The organism is Anaerococcus porci (genome assembly GCF_034090325.1).
Lineage (GTDB): Bacteria > Bacillota > Clostridia > Tissierellales > Peptoniphilaceae > Anaerococcus > Anaerococcus porci.
In genome coordinates this window covers 13,628-28,967 of record NZ_JAXDSU010000002.1, presented here as the reverse complement: position 1 = coordinate 28,967, position 15,340 = coordinate 13,628, and the positions used below count along the sequence as shown (strand labels likewise).

The window sequence follows — 15,340 nt, the reverse complement described above, 5'->3', positions numbered from 1 at the left end:
TTAATAGTAATAAATAAAGACCTGGTATCGCCAGGTCTTTTGTAAAATTCACTTATTTAATTTCTAATGAGTTTTCCCATAAACCATGAATGTTGCAATAGCTTAGTGCAAAAAGTGTACCTTTTTTCTCGGATTTAAATTCACCTACTGCCTTTGGTACTGAGTAAACTTCGGATTCACCATGAGCTGAGAAATTATAATCTGCTACTTCTATAGGTAACTTGCTACCTTCTGGAATGAAAAATACTTTTATCCAAACTATATGGTGCTCTAGTGTATTAGGGTGTTCAATTTCTGTTCCTACAGCAGCAGAAACTTCATATTTACCTTCACCTAGTTCTTTGTATTCTAATTCTGGTACGTGTTTTTCGTTTTTCCAATCACCTGATTGTACTGTTTGTGTTAATAACATTTATTCCTCCTAAAGTTTTTATCTACATTTTTATTATTACCCTATTTTTATCAAAATTAACATTAGCTTTAATTTCTTTTTAAAATGAGCTCTTATTTGATATAATAAACTTGTTATGGAAAAAATTTTAATTACAACAAGCTTTGGACTTGAAAGTTTGGTTAAAAGACAATTACAAGAGGAAAATTTCAAAAATATAAAAGTAGATAATGGAATGCTAACTATAAACGGAAGTCTAAAGGATATGGCATATCTTAACCTATCATTAAGAGAGGCTGATAGAGTCTATTTAGAAATAAAATCTTTTGAGGCAAAAACTTTTGATGAACTTTTTGAAAAAATGAAGGCTATTGATTGGTTTGATTATATAAGAGAAGATGATAATTTTATGGTCAATGCAAGAACATTTAAGTCAAAACTTCATTCAATACCATCTATTCAATCAATAGGGGAAAAAGCTGTGATTGAATCTTTACGAAGAAAGTATAAAATAGGAACTTTCAAAAAGACAAACGCTAGGGTAAAAATTGAACTAATGATTGAAAAAAATGTGGTATCAGTATGTTTTGATACATCTGGAGATGGACTTCATAAGAGGGGCTATAGAGAAGATTCTGTTAAGGCACCTTTAAGAGAAAATCTTGCAGCGGCCTTAGTTGATCTTTCATTTTATAAATATGATAGGTTTCTAGTGGATGGATTTTGTGGATCTGGAACTATTCTAATAGAGGCTGCAAGGAAAGAAAGAGGAATACTTCCTGGAATAGATAGGAATTTTGATTTTACTAAGTACCTATTTTTTAATACTGAAGAATTTGAAAAAATAAAAAAGGAAGCATATGAGCGAATAGATTTTTCTAAAAAGCTCAATATTTTAGGGTCTGATATTTCAAAAAGAGCAATAGAGCTTTCTAAAATTAATGCCTTAAATGCTGGAGTTGAAGAAGATATAACATTTATAAATAATAACTTTAAAGATATTAATCTGAGGGATAATTATGGAATCTTTATATCAAATCCACCCTATGGAGAAAGACTTTCAAGGTTTGATACAAAAGAAGTAAATAATCTTATAAATAATAAGTTTAAAAAACTTTCTACTTGGTCTTTGTTTATTATTTCATCAGATAAGAATATTGACAAAAATATAAATAAAAGACTATCAAAGAAGAGAAAACTATATAATGGAGGTCAAAAAGTAGATCTTTATCAATATTTTGGAAAAAAAGCCCAGATTTAAATAGAAAAATGTAAATTTAAGGGTACTATAAATACAGCAATAATTGGAGGTGCTTATTATCACAAATGAAGATAAAAAGACAAGTATAAGACATAAAATCTTAGTTTTTGCTCTTATTGTACTTGGAATATATATTATAGGAGGAGTAATATTTAATTTTATTACCCTACCAAATACTTATGTTAACGGTAAAAATGTATCTTTTGCTTCAAAAGATACTGTAGTAGGAGATTCAGTTGATGATTTTGAAATTAATATTGAGGGAGAAGACGAAAGAAAATTAAACTTTAAATCCCAAGATGTAGATTATAAAGCTAATATTCCTAAAGATGCAAGCCTTGATCAAAATCCCTTAAAGTGGCCTATAAGTTTTTTTACTAAAGAAAATTATAAATTTGATTATAATATAAATTATAATGATAATAAACTTGAAGAAATAATTAAATCATCAGAGCTTATGAACAATATAACCAAACCAAAAGATGCAGAAATAGCATATGATGGTCAAAAATTCATATTAAAAAAAGAAGTTTTAGGAAATGAAATTGATTATAATAAGCTAAAAAGTGCAGTGGTAGACGCCTTACAAACTAGAAATGCAAACATAAAACTTGATGATTCTTTTTATAATAGACCTAAAAGGCTTGCAAATGATTCTAATATTAAAAAAGAATTAAAAGATGCAAACGAAGTTTTGGCTTTGAGTTTTAAATTTAATATTAATGGTTTTGATAAGAAAATTGAGGGAGAAACTCTTGCTGGCATGATTGAGGATAAGGATGGAAAGCTAAGCCTTAATTATGAAAAAGTATATTCTTATGTAGAGAATATGGCCGAAGAAACTAATACCTATGGAAGAAATAGAAAGTTTAAGGCAACAGATATAGGAGAAATCACTGTAAATCCTGGAGTTTATGGATTCAAACTTAATATAGATGAAACTATAAATTCCCTTTATGATGCTTTTAACCAAAGGAAAAGCCAAGAAATTGAGCCAGTTTATGAAAGATATGGATTAAAAAGACTTGAGGATGGAACAGATTTAGGAAATACCTATGTAGAAGTTGATCTTTCTAGACAGCATATGTGGTATTACAGAGATGGCGAATTATTATTATCAACTGATATAGTTACAGGAAGGTTATCAGAAAATGCTCTAACTAATGTAGGTGTAGGTTCAATTCTATCAAAAGAAAGAAAATCAACACTTAAGGGTACAGATTTTGATGGGTCAAAATATGAGACCCCAGTTGAATATTGGATGCCTATTGGTTGGGATGGTGAAGGATTCCACGATGCCCCATGGAGAGGAGCCTTTGGAGGTAATATTTATCAAAATAATGGTTCTCATGGTTGCTTAAATATGCCACCATCACAAGCACAAAAATTATTTGAACTAGTAGATGTAAATACACCGGTAGTAGTATATGAATCATCTACTTCATATTCGCCACAAATGGCATATTAAGGATTTAAAAAGTGCTATCTTAATGATAGTCACTTTTTATCTTTATATAAGAATATATAAGTGAAAGGAAGAAAAATTGATAAAGATTGAAAATTTAAATTTTTCTTATAAAAATGAATCTGATGAAAATATTGAATATACTCATGCTCTGAAGAGTTTATCACTTGAGATTAATGATGGGGAATTTGTTGCAATTCTTGGTCACAATGGATCTGGGAAATCAACCCTTGCAAAACTTTTAAATGGACAAATATTTCCTACAAGTGGTGATATATGGATAGCAGGTATGAATACAAAGGATGAGGATAAAATTTGGGATATAAGAGAAAAATGCTCTATGGTATTTCAAAATCCTGATAATCAAATGGTTGCAACAACTGTAGAACAAGAAGTTGCCTTTGGACCTGAGAATCTACAAGTTGAAAATCCAAAGCTAAGAGAAAGAGTAGACGAGGCTATAAAGCTTGTTGGTATGGAAGATTATGTTAAAAAATCACCATCAGAGCTTTCTGGAGGTCAAAAGCAAAGAGTTTCTATAGCAGGTGTAATCGCCATGTTATCTGATTGTATAATATTTGATGAGCCAACAGCTATGCTTGATCCACAAGGTAGGGCTGATGTAATGAATATAATAAAGACTTTAAATAAGGATATGAATAAAACTGTAGTTCATATTACCCATTACATGGAAGAGGCAGCTATGGCTGATAGGATAATAGTTTTAAATGAAGGTAGAAAGGCTCTTGAAGGAAGTGCTAGGGAAGTGTTTTCTAAAGTTGATGAAATGAAAGCTTTAGGACTTACAGTCCCTCAAGTTACAGAAATTGCTTTTAAACTTAGGAAAGATGGCTATAGATTTGATAAATTACCTTTAAATATAGAAGAATTTTTGGAGTTAATATGAATATAGAACTAAATAATGTTGACTATATCTACAATGAAGATACTAAAAATCCATCTTATGCCTTAAAAAATATAAATTTAACCATAAAAAAACATGAAATCATAGGTCTTATTGGTCAAACAGGTTCAGGAAAATCAACCCTTGTTCAACTTTTAAATGGACTTTTAATCCCAAGTAAGGGTGATGTTATTGTAGATGGAGTAAATACAAAGGAAAAAAACAAAAGAAGAGATATTAGATTTAAGGTAGGACTAGTTTTTCAATATCCTGAAAATCAATTATTTGAAGAAACTGTAGCAAAGGATATAGGATTTGGTCCTAGAAATATGGGACTAGATGATAAAGAAATAGATAAGAGAGTAAAATCCTCTATGGAAGCTGTAGGTCTTGATTTTGAAAAAATAAGTGAGAAATCTCCATTTGAACTTTCAGGAGGTCAGCAAAGAAGAGTTGCTGTAAGTGGTATTATATCAATGAATCCTAAAGTATTAGTCCTAGATGAACTAACAGCAGGACTTGATCCTAAAGGAAGAGATGATATATTCGAAGAGATTTTAAAGCTTTATAACAATGATCCAGAGCTTACAATTGTTTTAGTTTCTCATTCAATGGAGGATGTGGCAAAGTATGTGGATAGGGTTATTGTAATGAATAAGGGAAAAGTATTTTCAGATAAGTCAACCTATGAAACATTTACAGAGACAGATTTATTATCAATAGGCCTTGATATACCACAAGTATCAAAATTTATGAAAGCTCTTAGAAAAAATGGTGCAAATGTTAGAGATGATATATATACTGTAGATGATGCAGTAATTGAGCTTAAAAGATATTTGGAGGCAAAAAATGAATAACATAGCAATAGGTCAATACCTACCATATGATACCTTTATTCATAGACTTGATCCAAGAGTTAAGCTTGTTTGTTCATTATTATTTATAATAACAATATTTTTTGTAGAAAACTTTATTGGATACATTCCATTTGTAATTATTCTAGCTTTAATGATTTGGGTTGGAAAAATACCTGTAAAATCTCTTGTAAAAAGTATTAAACCTTTGATTTGGATACTACTTATAACTGGACTTATTAATTTATTTACAACAGAAGGAAAAGAGCTTTTTACAATATTTTCTTTAACAGCAACATATGAAGGTCTTTATAAAACAGTATTTATGTTTATAAGGATTATAATGATTGTTGTATCCACATCAGTACTGACATTTACTACAAGTCCTATGGAATTAACTGATGGACTTGAAAAGTTATTTGGACCTTTAAAAAGATTTGGTTTTCCAGCTGGAGAGCTTGCTATGATGGTTTCTATTTCTTTAAGATTTATTCCAACTCTTTTTGAGGAAGCTCAAAGAATAAAAATGGCACAAATGGCAAGAGGAGCTGACTTTGAAAGTGGAAATATAGTAAATAGGGCAAAGAATATGATTCCTCTTTTAGTTCCATTATTTATAAATTCTTTCAAAAGAAGTGATGATCTTGCAACTGCTATGGAGGCAAGATTATATAGAATAGGACGAAGGCGAACTAGACTAAATGAAATCAAGATGTCAAATATAGATTATGTAGTTCTTATTTCTTTTATAGTATTTTGTGCTATTGTAATAGCTATATATTTCATATAATATGTCTATACAAAATATTTTACTAAGCATCCAATATGATGGAACAAATTTTTCTGGATTTCAAATTCAAGAAAACAAAAGAACTATACAAGAGTGCCTAGAAATTGCAGTAAGAAACGTAACAGGTGAAAAAAATAGGATAATTGCTGCAGGTAGAACTGATAGTGGAGTCCATGCAAATTTAATGTATGTAAATTTTTTAACTGCCACAGATATCCAGGCAGATAAGTTTCACTTCCACTTAAAAAAATTCTTACCAGATGATATTCTGGTCCTATCATCAAGAAAGGTAGATAAAAATTTCCATGCAAGATTCTCTGTAAAGACTAAAACCTATAAATATGTGATATCACTTGAAAAAGTTCTTCATCCTATTTATAGAAATTATATGGAAAATATAACTTATAAACTTAATTTTTCTTTATTAGAAAAAGGACTTTTAATATTAAAGGGTGAACACGATTTTAAAGCATTTTGTATTAATGAAAAAAATGATACAATAAATACAGTTAGAACTATTAAAGATTGCTACTTTAGAGTAGAAAATAATAAGCTATATTTATTTTTTATAGGTGAAAGTTTTCTTCATAATCAAGTTAGGATTATGGCAGGTAGTTTAATTGAGCTTTCTCGAGGTAAAATAAGCTTAGAAGATTTTAAAAATTATTTTAATGAAGAAAATACTAAAAGAGCTAATCCTACTCTGAAGGCAGGAGGCTTGTACCTTGATAATATAGACTATAAGTTTTTGATAGGAGACAGTGATGAGTAAAGAGAATAAAAAAGAAAAAAATAAATTTAAATTAGATAAAAAGCAAATTGGCTTGGGCTTATTTGCCTTACTTATACTAGCCTTAATATTTTTTTTAACTAGGAATATAAATTTTTCACGAGGCTCAGAAAAGTCTTCTGATGAGATAAGCGAAAACTCTTATAATTCATCAAAAATCATGAGAGTAGATTTAAATGATATCAAAGAAATCCAATTTGACCTTAAGACTTGTGATGTAAGGATAGAGGAATCTTCAACAAATCCTTATGTTGAATATACAAATTTATACAAGGGTGATTCGTCTTATGAAGTAGATGTAAACTTTAAGGATGGAAAATTAATAATTTCTTCAAATATAAAGGGAAAAGAACTTTATATGAAAAATAAAATCCAAATAGTCAGGATATTTCTACCTAAAGATAGTACTATAGAAAAGTTAAGTGGCAGTGTAGGAGCAGGCGATGTTAAGATATCATCTTTAAATGTAAATGACATGGATCTCAAACTTGAAAGTGGTAATATAAGTTTTGAAAACTCTAAACTTGTAGGTTCAGTCACAAATAATGTAGGTTCTATATTAGTGAAAGAGTCTGAGCTTAAAGATACGTTATTTAAAACATCTGTTGGAAATATAAGACTAGAAGATTCTAAGCTTTTAAGCAATGAAAGTTTCACATCTGATAATGGAGATATAATAATAAATACAAAAGATCCTATTGAATCATTTAATATAAAGGCAAAACTTAATATAGGAAATTTTGTTATCGGGAATGTATCTTATAGAAATATATTAGATGGGTATGTCTTAGATAATAAGAAAGACAAGACAATAGATTTAACAACTAAGGTGGGAGATATATTGTTTAACAAAGGTGAGGGAGATAAAATAGAAGATGAAGAATATTTCACATCCCCTAAGTCAAATAATAGTGACGAAAACTTTGAGACTCCAGTTGATAAATCAGAAATTAATAGTCCTATTAATAAAGATGAAAAAGATAAAAATGTGGAAAATAATGATAATAAAGAAAATAATTAAGTTTTATGCTTAATTATTTTTTTTACCTAAGAAAAGGTGGAAAATGGATATTTTAGAAAATTTAAAAAAGTATTTTGGATATGACTCTTTTAGAAAGGGACAAGAAGAACTTATAAGAAATATCTTGAATGGGAAAGATTGTCTAGGGGTACTTCCAACAGGAGGTGGTAAGTCAATATGCTATCAACTACCAGCTTTAATGATGGAAGGACTAGCCTTAGTTATAAGCCCCTTGATTTCACTTATGAAAGATCAAGTTGATTCTTTAGTTGAAAATGGTATAAAGGCAGGATTAATAAATTCAAGTCTTGATATAGAGGATTATAGAAATACCCTAAGGAAAATTAAAAATGGAGAATTAAAAATCTTATATATTTCTCCAGAAAGATTAGAAAATGACTTTTTTATCTCGTTTATTAAACAATGTAATATATCTTTTATAGCTTGTGATGAAGCCCATTGTATATCACAGTGGGGACATGATTTTAGACCATCATATAAGCTCATTCCTAAAATTTATGATCAACTTGGAGGAAATCTTCAAATTACAGCATTTACTGCTACAGCTACCAAAAATGTAAGGGATGATATAATTGAAAATTTAAAACTTAAAGACCCCTTTGTAAAAATCACAGGATTTGATAGGGAAAATATACTATTTGAAGTGAAAAAACCTAATGATAAACTAAAATTTTTAGAACATTACTTGAAAGACAAGGCTGATTTATCTGGAATAATTTATGCATCTACTAGGAAAAGAGTTGATAAGACCTATATGAAACTTAAAAATAAAGGATATAGGGTAACAAGATATCATGCAGGTCTTAGTGAAAATGAAAGGAAAAATAACCAAGAGGACTTTTTATATGATAGGAAGAATATAATAGTAGCAACAAATGCTTTTGGTATGGGTATTGATAAGTCCGATGTAAGATATGTTATACATATGAATATGCCAAAAGATATGGAGTCTTACTACCAAGAAGCTGGTAGGGCTGGAAGAGATGGGGAAAAGTCTGATGCAATTCTACTTTATTCTGGACAAGATATAATAGTTAATAAGTATCTTATATCACAATCACAAAATAAAGAGTATCAGTTTGTAAAGCTTAACAAACTACAAAGTATAATTTCCTATGTCAATACAAATATGTGTTTAAGGAAGTACATCCTAAATTATTTTGGTCAGGATGCTGAAGATTCATGTAATAATTGTTCAAATTGCTTAGACACTTATGAAAAATTAGATGTAACTATAGACAGTCAAAAAATCCTATCTTGTATATATAGGCTAGATCAAAGGTATGGAATGACTACTGTAGTAGACTGTCTTAAAGGATCTAGAAGTCAAATATCTAAAGAAAAAGGCTTAGACAAGATATCAACCTTTGCAATTATGAAAGACTCATCAAAAAAATATATCAAAGATTTAATAGGTGTTCTAGTTGCAGATGGGTATATAAGGGTATCAGGACTTGAATTTCCTATTTTAAAACTTACTGAAAAGTCTAAAGAGGTCTTGTTTGACAAGAAAAATATATTTATTAAAAACATAAAAGAGGATAAGTCAAAAATAAAATATTCCACAAATTATAGTAATTATGATTTATCCCTCTTTAATAGGCTTAAAAAACTCAGATTAAATTTATCCAAAAAAAGAAATATACCCCCATTTATAATCTTCTCTGATGCATCCTTAATAGATATGGCAAAAATAAAGCCACAAAATGATGAGGATTTTTTAAGAGTAAAAGGAGTAGGAGAAAAAAAACTTATCCAATATGGGGATATATTTATAAAAGAAATAAGCGAATACCAAAATGAAAATAGGTTAAATTTAAAAAATTCTCCTAAATTAAATGATATTAAAAGTTAGGCTTATACATGTACACATTTATCAGTTTTATTCAAAAAAGAGTATACATTAATTCGAAAAGCTAGGCTTCTTGATGAATAAAATTCAAAATAAAAGCACTATGAAGTATTTGTAAAGAAAAATTAAAAATTAAATTTCAATAGAAATAAAAAAGAAGAGTAAAATACTCTCACTACTATATTTAGAATAAAAAATACCAGAGATAGTAATAAACTAACTCTGGTATAAGGTTTAACTTTATTAGCTTACCTTAAATTTTTTTAAAAGATTTTGTATAGTGATTATAATAAAGTAATAGAATTTTTTCTTAATTCATCTAACATTTCTTTTGGCCAATATGAAACTTGCACTTCTCCAATATGAGCTTTTTGTAAAAAGAACATACATAGCCTTGATTGGCCAATTCCACCACCTATAGTTTGAGGTAATTTACCTTCTGCTAGCATCTTGTGGTAGTCAAGTTTCATCCTATCTTCACAATTTGAAATTTTTAATTGTTTTTTAAGGGTTTCTTTATTTACTCTTATTCCCATAGATGATAATTCAAGTTGTTCATCTAAAACTGGGTTATAAACTATTATATCTCCATTAAGTTCCCAATCATCATAGTCAGGAGCTCTCATATCATGTATTTTATTATTAGAAAGCTCTTTACCTATTTGCATTAAAAATATAGCCTTATATTTTTCACATGCAAGTTTTTCTCTTTCCATACTATCTTTTGCATCAGGAAACTCATCTAATAGCTCTTGTGAAGTAATAAACTTTATGTCATTTGGTAAAAGTTTTAATCTTTTTGGAATAAGCTTGCATAGATATTCATCTAGAGCCCTTAAAGTATTAAATATAGTTAATACTGTAGCTTTTAGATATTCGATATTTCTATCTTCTTCTTTAATGATTTTCTCCCAATCCCATTGGTCTACATAAAATGAGTGGGTATTATCAGGAATTTCACATCTTCGAATAGCATTCATATCAGTGTATAAGCCTTCATACATTGCAAAATTATATTCTTTTAGTGCATATCTCTTCCATTTAGCAAGTGAGTGGACAATCTCACATGACTTATTGTCAGCTTCAGGAAGGGTAAAGCTTACAGGAACTTCAACACCAGATAGGTTGTCATTTAATCCAGTTGAATTTTCTACAAATAAAGGCGCTGAAACTCTCTTTAAATTCAAATTGTTAGATAGATTTATTTGGAAAAAATCCTTTATTTCTTTAATTAATAATTGTGTCTTATATAAATTTTTATCACTTTGATAGTTTTCTGGTATTCTTAACTTAGACATATACTCTCCTATATTAAATTATTTACTATTAAATTATATTGTTTTTAACCTAAATTACAAGAAAAACTAATAATTAACATAAATTTTACAATTACCTTATCTAATCAAAATAAACTTTCCTTATTATCTATTGTGAAGTTACAAATATTTAAAGGAGTAAATAATGAAGATTAAAAATGCAAAAGTATTAGTAGCTGCTCTTTCTTTATCAATGATTTTGGTGGCTTGTGGAAATAGTGAAAAAAGCAATAAAACTAATGATACATCAAGTACTGAAACAACTGAATCGTCAAACACAGATAAGCTTACTTCTGAAAAAGGCAAAACATCTGAATCTAACCAAGAAGATTTTGATATTACTGTAGTATCAAGAGAAGATGGTTCTGGAACAAGAGGTGCATTTATAGAACTGGTAGGACTAGAGGCTAAAGAAGGTGGAGAAACAAAAGACCTTACTACTGATGAAGCTGTAGTTCAAAATTCAACTAATAGCGTTATGCAAACTGTATCCCAAGATCCATCAGCTATCGGATATGTATCATTAGGTTCTGTTAATGATAGTGTTCAAAAAGTTAAAGTAGATGGAGCTGAAGCTACAGAAAAAAACATTGAATCTGGAGAGTATACATTACAAAGACCCTTCAACCTAGCTTTTAAAGAAGATAAATTAGATGAACTTGGAAAAGACTTTCTAAACTTTGTATTAAGTGAAGATGCTCAAAATATAGCTAGTAAAGAAGGATATATTAAAGTAGAAACAAAAGACTATAAACCAAAAGAAGTTGAGGGAAATTTAACAATAGCTGGTTCTACATCAGTGACCCCTTTAATGGAAAAACTTGTTGAAAAGTACAAAGAAATTAATCCGAAAGCTAAGATTGAAATTCAATCTACTGGTTCATCTGCAGGGATAGAATCAACAATATCAGATGTAAGTCAAATAGCTATGGCATCTAGAGAGCTAAAAGATGATGAAAAAGAAAAATTAACTGTTGAAGTTATTGCTAAAGATGGTATTGCAGTTGTAGTAAATAAAAATGATACAAAAATCAATAATCTTACAAAAGATCAACTTAAAAAAATATTTGCAGGAGAAATTAAAAACACTTCTGAATTAAGTAAATAATTAAAGTAAAGGTGGGATTGTTGCAAAATTATGAATATTTAATTCATTTTGCAACAGCCCGTTTTTTTTGAAAATTTTAATAAATTTTACATAGATTTTACAAAAGATTCATCTATCTGATACAAGAATTTAATAATATTATCTATAGAAAAATATTAGGAGTATATATGATTAAAAGAATTGTATTAGGCTTGACCTTAATATTTTTTCTTAGCTCTTGTTCATCAACAAAGTCCAACGTTGATGAAGGTGATAATTTTGATATTACTGTAACAAGTAGGGAAGATGGGTCAGGAACAAGAAAAAGTTTTATAGAACAAATTGGACTAGTTAAAAAAGGGAAAAATGGAGAAGAAGAAGATATGACCACAGATAATTCAATGGTAGTAAACTCGACAAACGGAGCAATAAAAGCAGTATCAATTGATAAAACCGCTATAGCCTATGTTTCACTTACTGCCTTAGATGACTCTGTAAAGCCTGTAAAAATTGAAGGAGTAATCCCTAGTAAGAAGACTATTGAAAGTGGAGAATATAAACTTCAAAGACCTTTTTCCTTAGTTTATGACAAGGAAAATTTATCAGATGTAGCTAATGATTTCTTAGAATTTATAAAAAGTAAGGAAGTTAAGTATATTATTGAAAAAAATGGCTTGGTAGCACTTTCAACAGAAAAATCATATCAATCAAAAAACCTTGAAGGAAAATTAACTATAACTGGCTCTTCATCCTTAAGTTCTATTATGGAAAAACTTTCTGAAAAATATGAATCTTTAAATAAGGATGTTGACATAGAAGTTTTATCAAATGAATCCCTTACAGGACTTAAAAATGTAAAAGATAATGTTGTAGATTTAGCTATGGTTTCAAATAAGCTAAGCGATGAAAGTTTAAGCTTTGAAGTGTTTGCAATAGACGGTATAGCAATAATTGTTAACAAAGAAAATAACCTTATAAATGATTTAAGTATAAAAGAGCTTAGAGATATTTATAAGGGAGAGATAACTAATACAGGAGAGTTGAAAAAATGAAAAATACAAAAGAAAGAATAGGTGAGATTATATTTTTATTTTCTGCTATTATGGCTATTTTTCTAATAATTCTTATAACATTTTTTATATTTAGGTCTGGTATAAGTTTTATTAGCCAATATGGTTTGATTAATTTTATATCTGGAAGTAAATGGGCTCCAACTGCAAAACCACCTTATTTCGGTATTGGTCCTATGATTATAGGTTCAATTATTGTAACAATGCTATCAGCCTTAATAGCTATACCTTTTGGTCTATCTATTTCAGTGTTTATGGCTTATTATTCTAAAAAATCTTATGGATTTCTAAATGGACTTATAAATTTAATGGCAGCTATTCCATCAATTATTTATGGTTTTTTCGCAATGATGGTACTAGTACCGCTTATAGCAAAAACATTTAAAACTGGTGGGATGAATATGCTTACAGCTAGCTTACTTTTATCAATTATGATCTTGCCAACTATGATTAATATTTCTCAAAACTCACTTGAGCAAGTTCCTAAAACATTTTATACAGGTTCTCTAGCCTTAGGAGCTACTAAAGAAGAAACAATAAGAAAGATTATGATTCCATATGCTAAAAGTGGTATTTACTCATCAATAATACTAGCTATAGGAAGATCTATTGGTGAAACCATGGCGGTTTATCTAGTAATTGGTAATCAACCAAGACTACCGGGATCTTTACTAGATGGTGTTAGAACTCTTACAACAAATATAGTTTTAGAGATGGGATATGCTTCAGGACTCCATAGAGAGTCACTAATTGCAACTGGTATGGTATTATTTATATTTATCTTAATTATAAACATAATATTCAATTTTATTAGAAATAAAGACCAAGCTAAGATGTAGGAGTAAAAAATGAAAAAATCATTTAAGATATTAATTTATACACTATCAATGTTGGGATTTGCAGCAGGTGGGATTATAATAGCCTATATACTTATAAATGGTATACCTAACATTTCACCTTCGCTATTTGAATTTGAATATACATCTGAAAATGTATCAATAGTTCCTTCACTAATTACAACATTTTTTACAATTGTAATAACCTTAGTAATTACACTACCAATAGGAATTTTTACAGCTATTTACTTATCTCAATATGCAAAAAATAAGTATTTAATAAAAGCTGTTAGATTTGCTACAGAAATATTATCATCAATTCCTTCAATAGTATATGGTTTATTTGGTTATTTATTTTTTGTAGATACCCTAAAACTAGGCTATTCACTTATAGCGGGATGTTTGACTGTAGCAATAATGATACTTCCAACAATAATTAGGACAACAGAAGAGGCTATACTAAATGTAAATCCACTTCAAGCACATGCTTCTCTTGCTCTTGGAGCAACTAAAATACAAACTATATTTAAAATAATCATTCCAGAGGCAATCAATGGTATACTTGGAGGAATATTTTTATCAACGGGTAGAATAGTTGGTGAGTCAGCCGCTCTAATATATACAATGGGTACAGTAGCAAAAACACCAATCTCACTTCTTGATTCAGCAAGGACAATGGCAGTACACATGTATGTTCTTTCAACAGAAGGTTTTCACGTTGAGCAAGCTTATGCAACTGCAGTATTGCTTTTAGTATTTGTCATAATTTTGAACTTTATATCAGGAAAGATTTCAAAGGCTATTGTAAAATAAGGAGATATTAATGGAAACAAATAAGATTAAAAACGAGGCTTTAAATAGCTTAGATAAAGATAAAAAAAGAATTAAAACTTTTTTTGGAGATGAAACTCATAAAACCCCAAAAAGAAAGACAGCTATAAATGTTAAAGACCTTGACTTATATTACGGAGATTTCCAAGCTCTTAAAAAAATAAATATGGAAATTAAAGAAAAAGGTATAACAGCTTTCATAGGTCCTAGTGGTTGTGGTAAGTCAACAACACTAAAATGTTTTAATAGAATGAATGATTTAGTTGATGATTGTAAAATTGAAGGTTTAATTGAAATAGATGGGAAGGATATAAATAAAAAGGATGTTGATGTTGTAAGATTAAGAAGAAATGTAGGTATGGTATTTCAAACACCTAACCCTTTTTCAAAATCTGTTTATGATAATATAATTTATGGGCCCAAAATAGATGGAATCAAGGATAAAGATGAGTTAGATTACATAGTAGAAAAATCTCTTAAGGCAGCAAGTGTTTGGGATGAGGTTAAAGATAAGCTAGATAGAAATGCACTCTCTTTTTCTGGTGGACAACAACAAAGGATTTGTATAGCAAGGACTTTATCAGTAAATCCAGAAATAGTTTTAATGGATGAACCAACAAGTGCACTTGATCCAATATCTACTGCTTCTATTGAGGAATTATTAGAAGACTTAAAAGAAAAATATACTATAGTAATTGTAACTCACAACATGCAACAAGCTGCAAGAATTTCTGATCAGACAGCGTTTTTTTTGACAGGTGAGGTTATAGAAATGAATGATACAAAGGAAATTTTTAATGACCCAAAAGACAAAAGAACTGAAGATTATATAACAGGAAGGTTTGGCTGAT

Annotated in this window: 15 protein-coding genes; 13 read left to right on the top strand and 2 right to left on the bottom strand. The window is 29.1% G+C overall.

Annotated elements, in window-relative coordinates:
* Positions 1-52: 52 nt before the first annotated feature.
* Positions 53-412 carry a desulfoferrodoxin family protein gene (locus SOR60_RS00180; RefSeq protein ID WP_320594919.1) on the bottom strand — a complete coding sequence of 120 codons (360 nt, stop codon included), beginning with the start codon at positions 410-412 and terminating at the stop codon, positions 53-55.
* 115 nt (positions 413-527) lie between these two features.
* Between SOR60_RS00180 and SOR60_RS00175 the strand changes: the two genes are divergently transcribed.
* The 8 genes from SOR60_RS00175 (at position 528) to recQ (ending at position 9,352) form a co-directional block, all read left to right on the top strand.
* On the top strand, positions 528-1,652 hold the full coding sequence (locus SOR60_RS00175) for a THUMP domain-containing class I SAM-dependent RNA methyltransferase (RefSeq protein WP_320594918.1): 1,125 nt from the start codon (positions 528-530) through the stop codon (positions 1,650-1,652).
* A gap of 49 nt (positions 1,653-1,701) precedes the next feature.
* Positions 1,702-3,120: a L,D-transpeptidase family protein gene (locus tag SOR60_RS00170; protein WP_320594917.1), complete on the top strand. Its 1,419-nt coding sequence runs from the start codon at positions 1,702-1,704 to the stop codon at positions 3,118-3,120.
* A 76-nt stretch (positions 3,121-3,196) separates the two neighbouring features.
* Entirely contained in the window at positions 3,197-4,024 is an 828-nt protein-coding gene (locus SOR60_RS00165; protein WP_154539341.1) for an energy-coupling factor transporter ATPase, read from the top strand.
* Entirely contained in the window at positions 4,021-4,878 is an 858-nt protein-coding gene (locus tag SOR60_RS00160; RefSeq protein ID WP_154539340.1) for an energy-coupling factor transporter ATPase, read from the top strand. Before SOR60_RS00165 ends, SOR60_RS00160 begins: the two co-directional genes overlap by 4 nt.
* On the top strand, positions 4,871-5,665 hold the full coding sequence (locus SOR60_RS00155) for an energy-coupling factor transporter transmembrane component T family protein (RefSeq protein ID WP_320594916.1): 795 nt from the start codon (positions 4,871-4,873) through the stop codon (positions 5,663-5,665). The genes SOR60_RS00160 and SOR60_RS00155 overlap by 8 nt, the downstream gene beginning before the upstream one ends.
* A 1-nt stretch (position 5,666) precedes the next feature.
* Positions 5,667-6,437 (top strand): tRNA pseudouridine(38-40) synthase TruA, encoded by a 771-nt coding sequence (gene truA / locus SOR60_RS00150; RefSeq protein WP_154539338.1) that lies wholly within the window; start codon positions 5,667-5,669, stop codon positions 6,435-6,437.
* A complete protein-coding gene (locus SOR60_RS00145) occupies positions 6,430-7,476 on the top strand; it encodes a DUF4097 family beta strand repeat-containing protein (protein ID WP_320594915.1) in 1,047 nt (348 codons plus the stop codon). Before truA ends, SOR60_RS00145 begins: the two co-directional genes overlap by 8 nt.
* A 43-nt stretch (positions 7,477-7,519) precedes the next feature.
* Positions 7,520-9,352, top strand: coding sequence for a DNA helicase RecQ (gene recQ, locus SOR60_RS00140; RefSeq protein WP_320594914.1), 1,833 nt, complete (start codon positions 7,520-7,522; stop codon positions 9,350-9,352).
* 281 nt (positions 9,353-9,633) lie between these two features.
* Here the strand turns inward: recQ and asnA are convergent, their stop codons facing one another.
* Complete coding sequence (asnA, locus tag SOR60_RS00135; protein ID WP_154539333.1) at positions 9,634-10,647, bottom strand: aspartate--ammonia ligase; 1,014 nt, start codon at positions 10,645-10,647, stop codon at positions 9,634-9,636.
* 163 nt (positions 10,648-10,810) lie between these two features.
* On the opposite strand from asnA, the gene SOR60_RS00130 reads away from it, so the two are divergent.
* From SOR60_RS00130 to pstB, 5 genes are all read left to right on the top strand, one after another.
* The gene (locus tag SOR60_RS00130; RefSeq protein ID WP_320594913.1) at positions 10,811-11,773 is read left to right on the top strand and encodes a substrate-binding domain-containing protein; all 963 of its coding nucleotides are present in this window, start codon (positions 10,811-10,813) and stop codon (positions 11,771-11,773) included.
* A 167-nt stretch (positions 11,774-11,940) separates the two neighbouring features.
* Positions 11,941-12,804: a substrate-binding domain-containing protein gene (locus SOR60_RS00125; protein WP_320594912.1), complete on the top strand. Its 864-nt coding sequence runs from the start codon at positions 11,941-11,943 to the stop codon at positions 12,802-12,804.
* Positions 12,801-13,661 (top strand): phosphate ABC transporter permease subunit PstC, encoded by an 861-nt coding sequence (gene pstC / locus SOR60_RS00120; protein WP_154539327.1) that lies wholly within the window; start codon positions 12,801-12,803, stop codon positions 13,659-13,661. The genes SOR60_RS00125 and pstC overlap by 4 nt, the downstream gene beginning before the upstream one ends.
* Positions 13,662-13,670: 9 nt before the next feature.
* Positions 13,671-14,471 carry a phosphate ABC transporter permease PstA gene (gene pstA / locus SOR60_RS00115; protein ID WP_176269434.1) on the top strand — a complete coding sequence of 267 codons (801 nt, stop codon included), beginning with the start codon at positions 13,671-13,673 and terminating at the stop codon, positions 14,469-14,471.
* A 10-nt stretch (positions 14,472-14,481) separates the two neighbouring features.
* Positions 14,482-15,339 carry a phosphate ABC transporter ATP-binding protein PstB gene (gene pstB, locus SOR60_RS00110; protein ID WP_176269435.1) on the top strand — a complete coding sequence of 286 codons (858 nt, stop codon included), beginning with the start codon at positions 14,482-14,484 and terminating at the stop codon, positions 15,337-15,339.
* The last annotated feature ends 1 nt before the right edge of the window (position 15,340 follow it).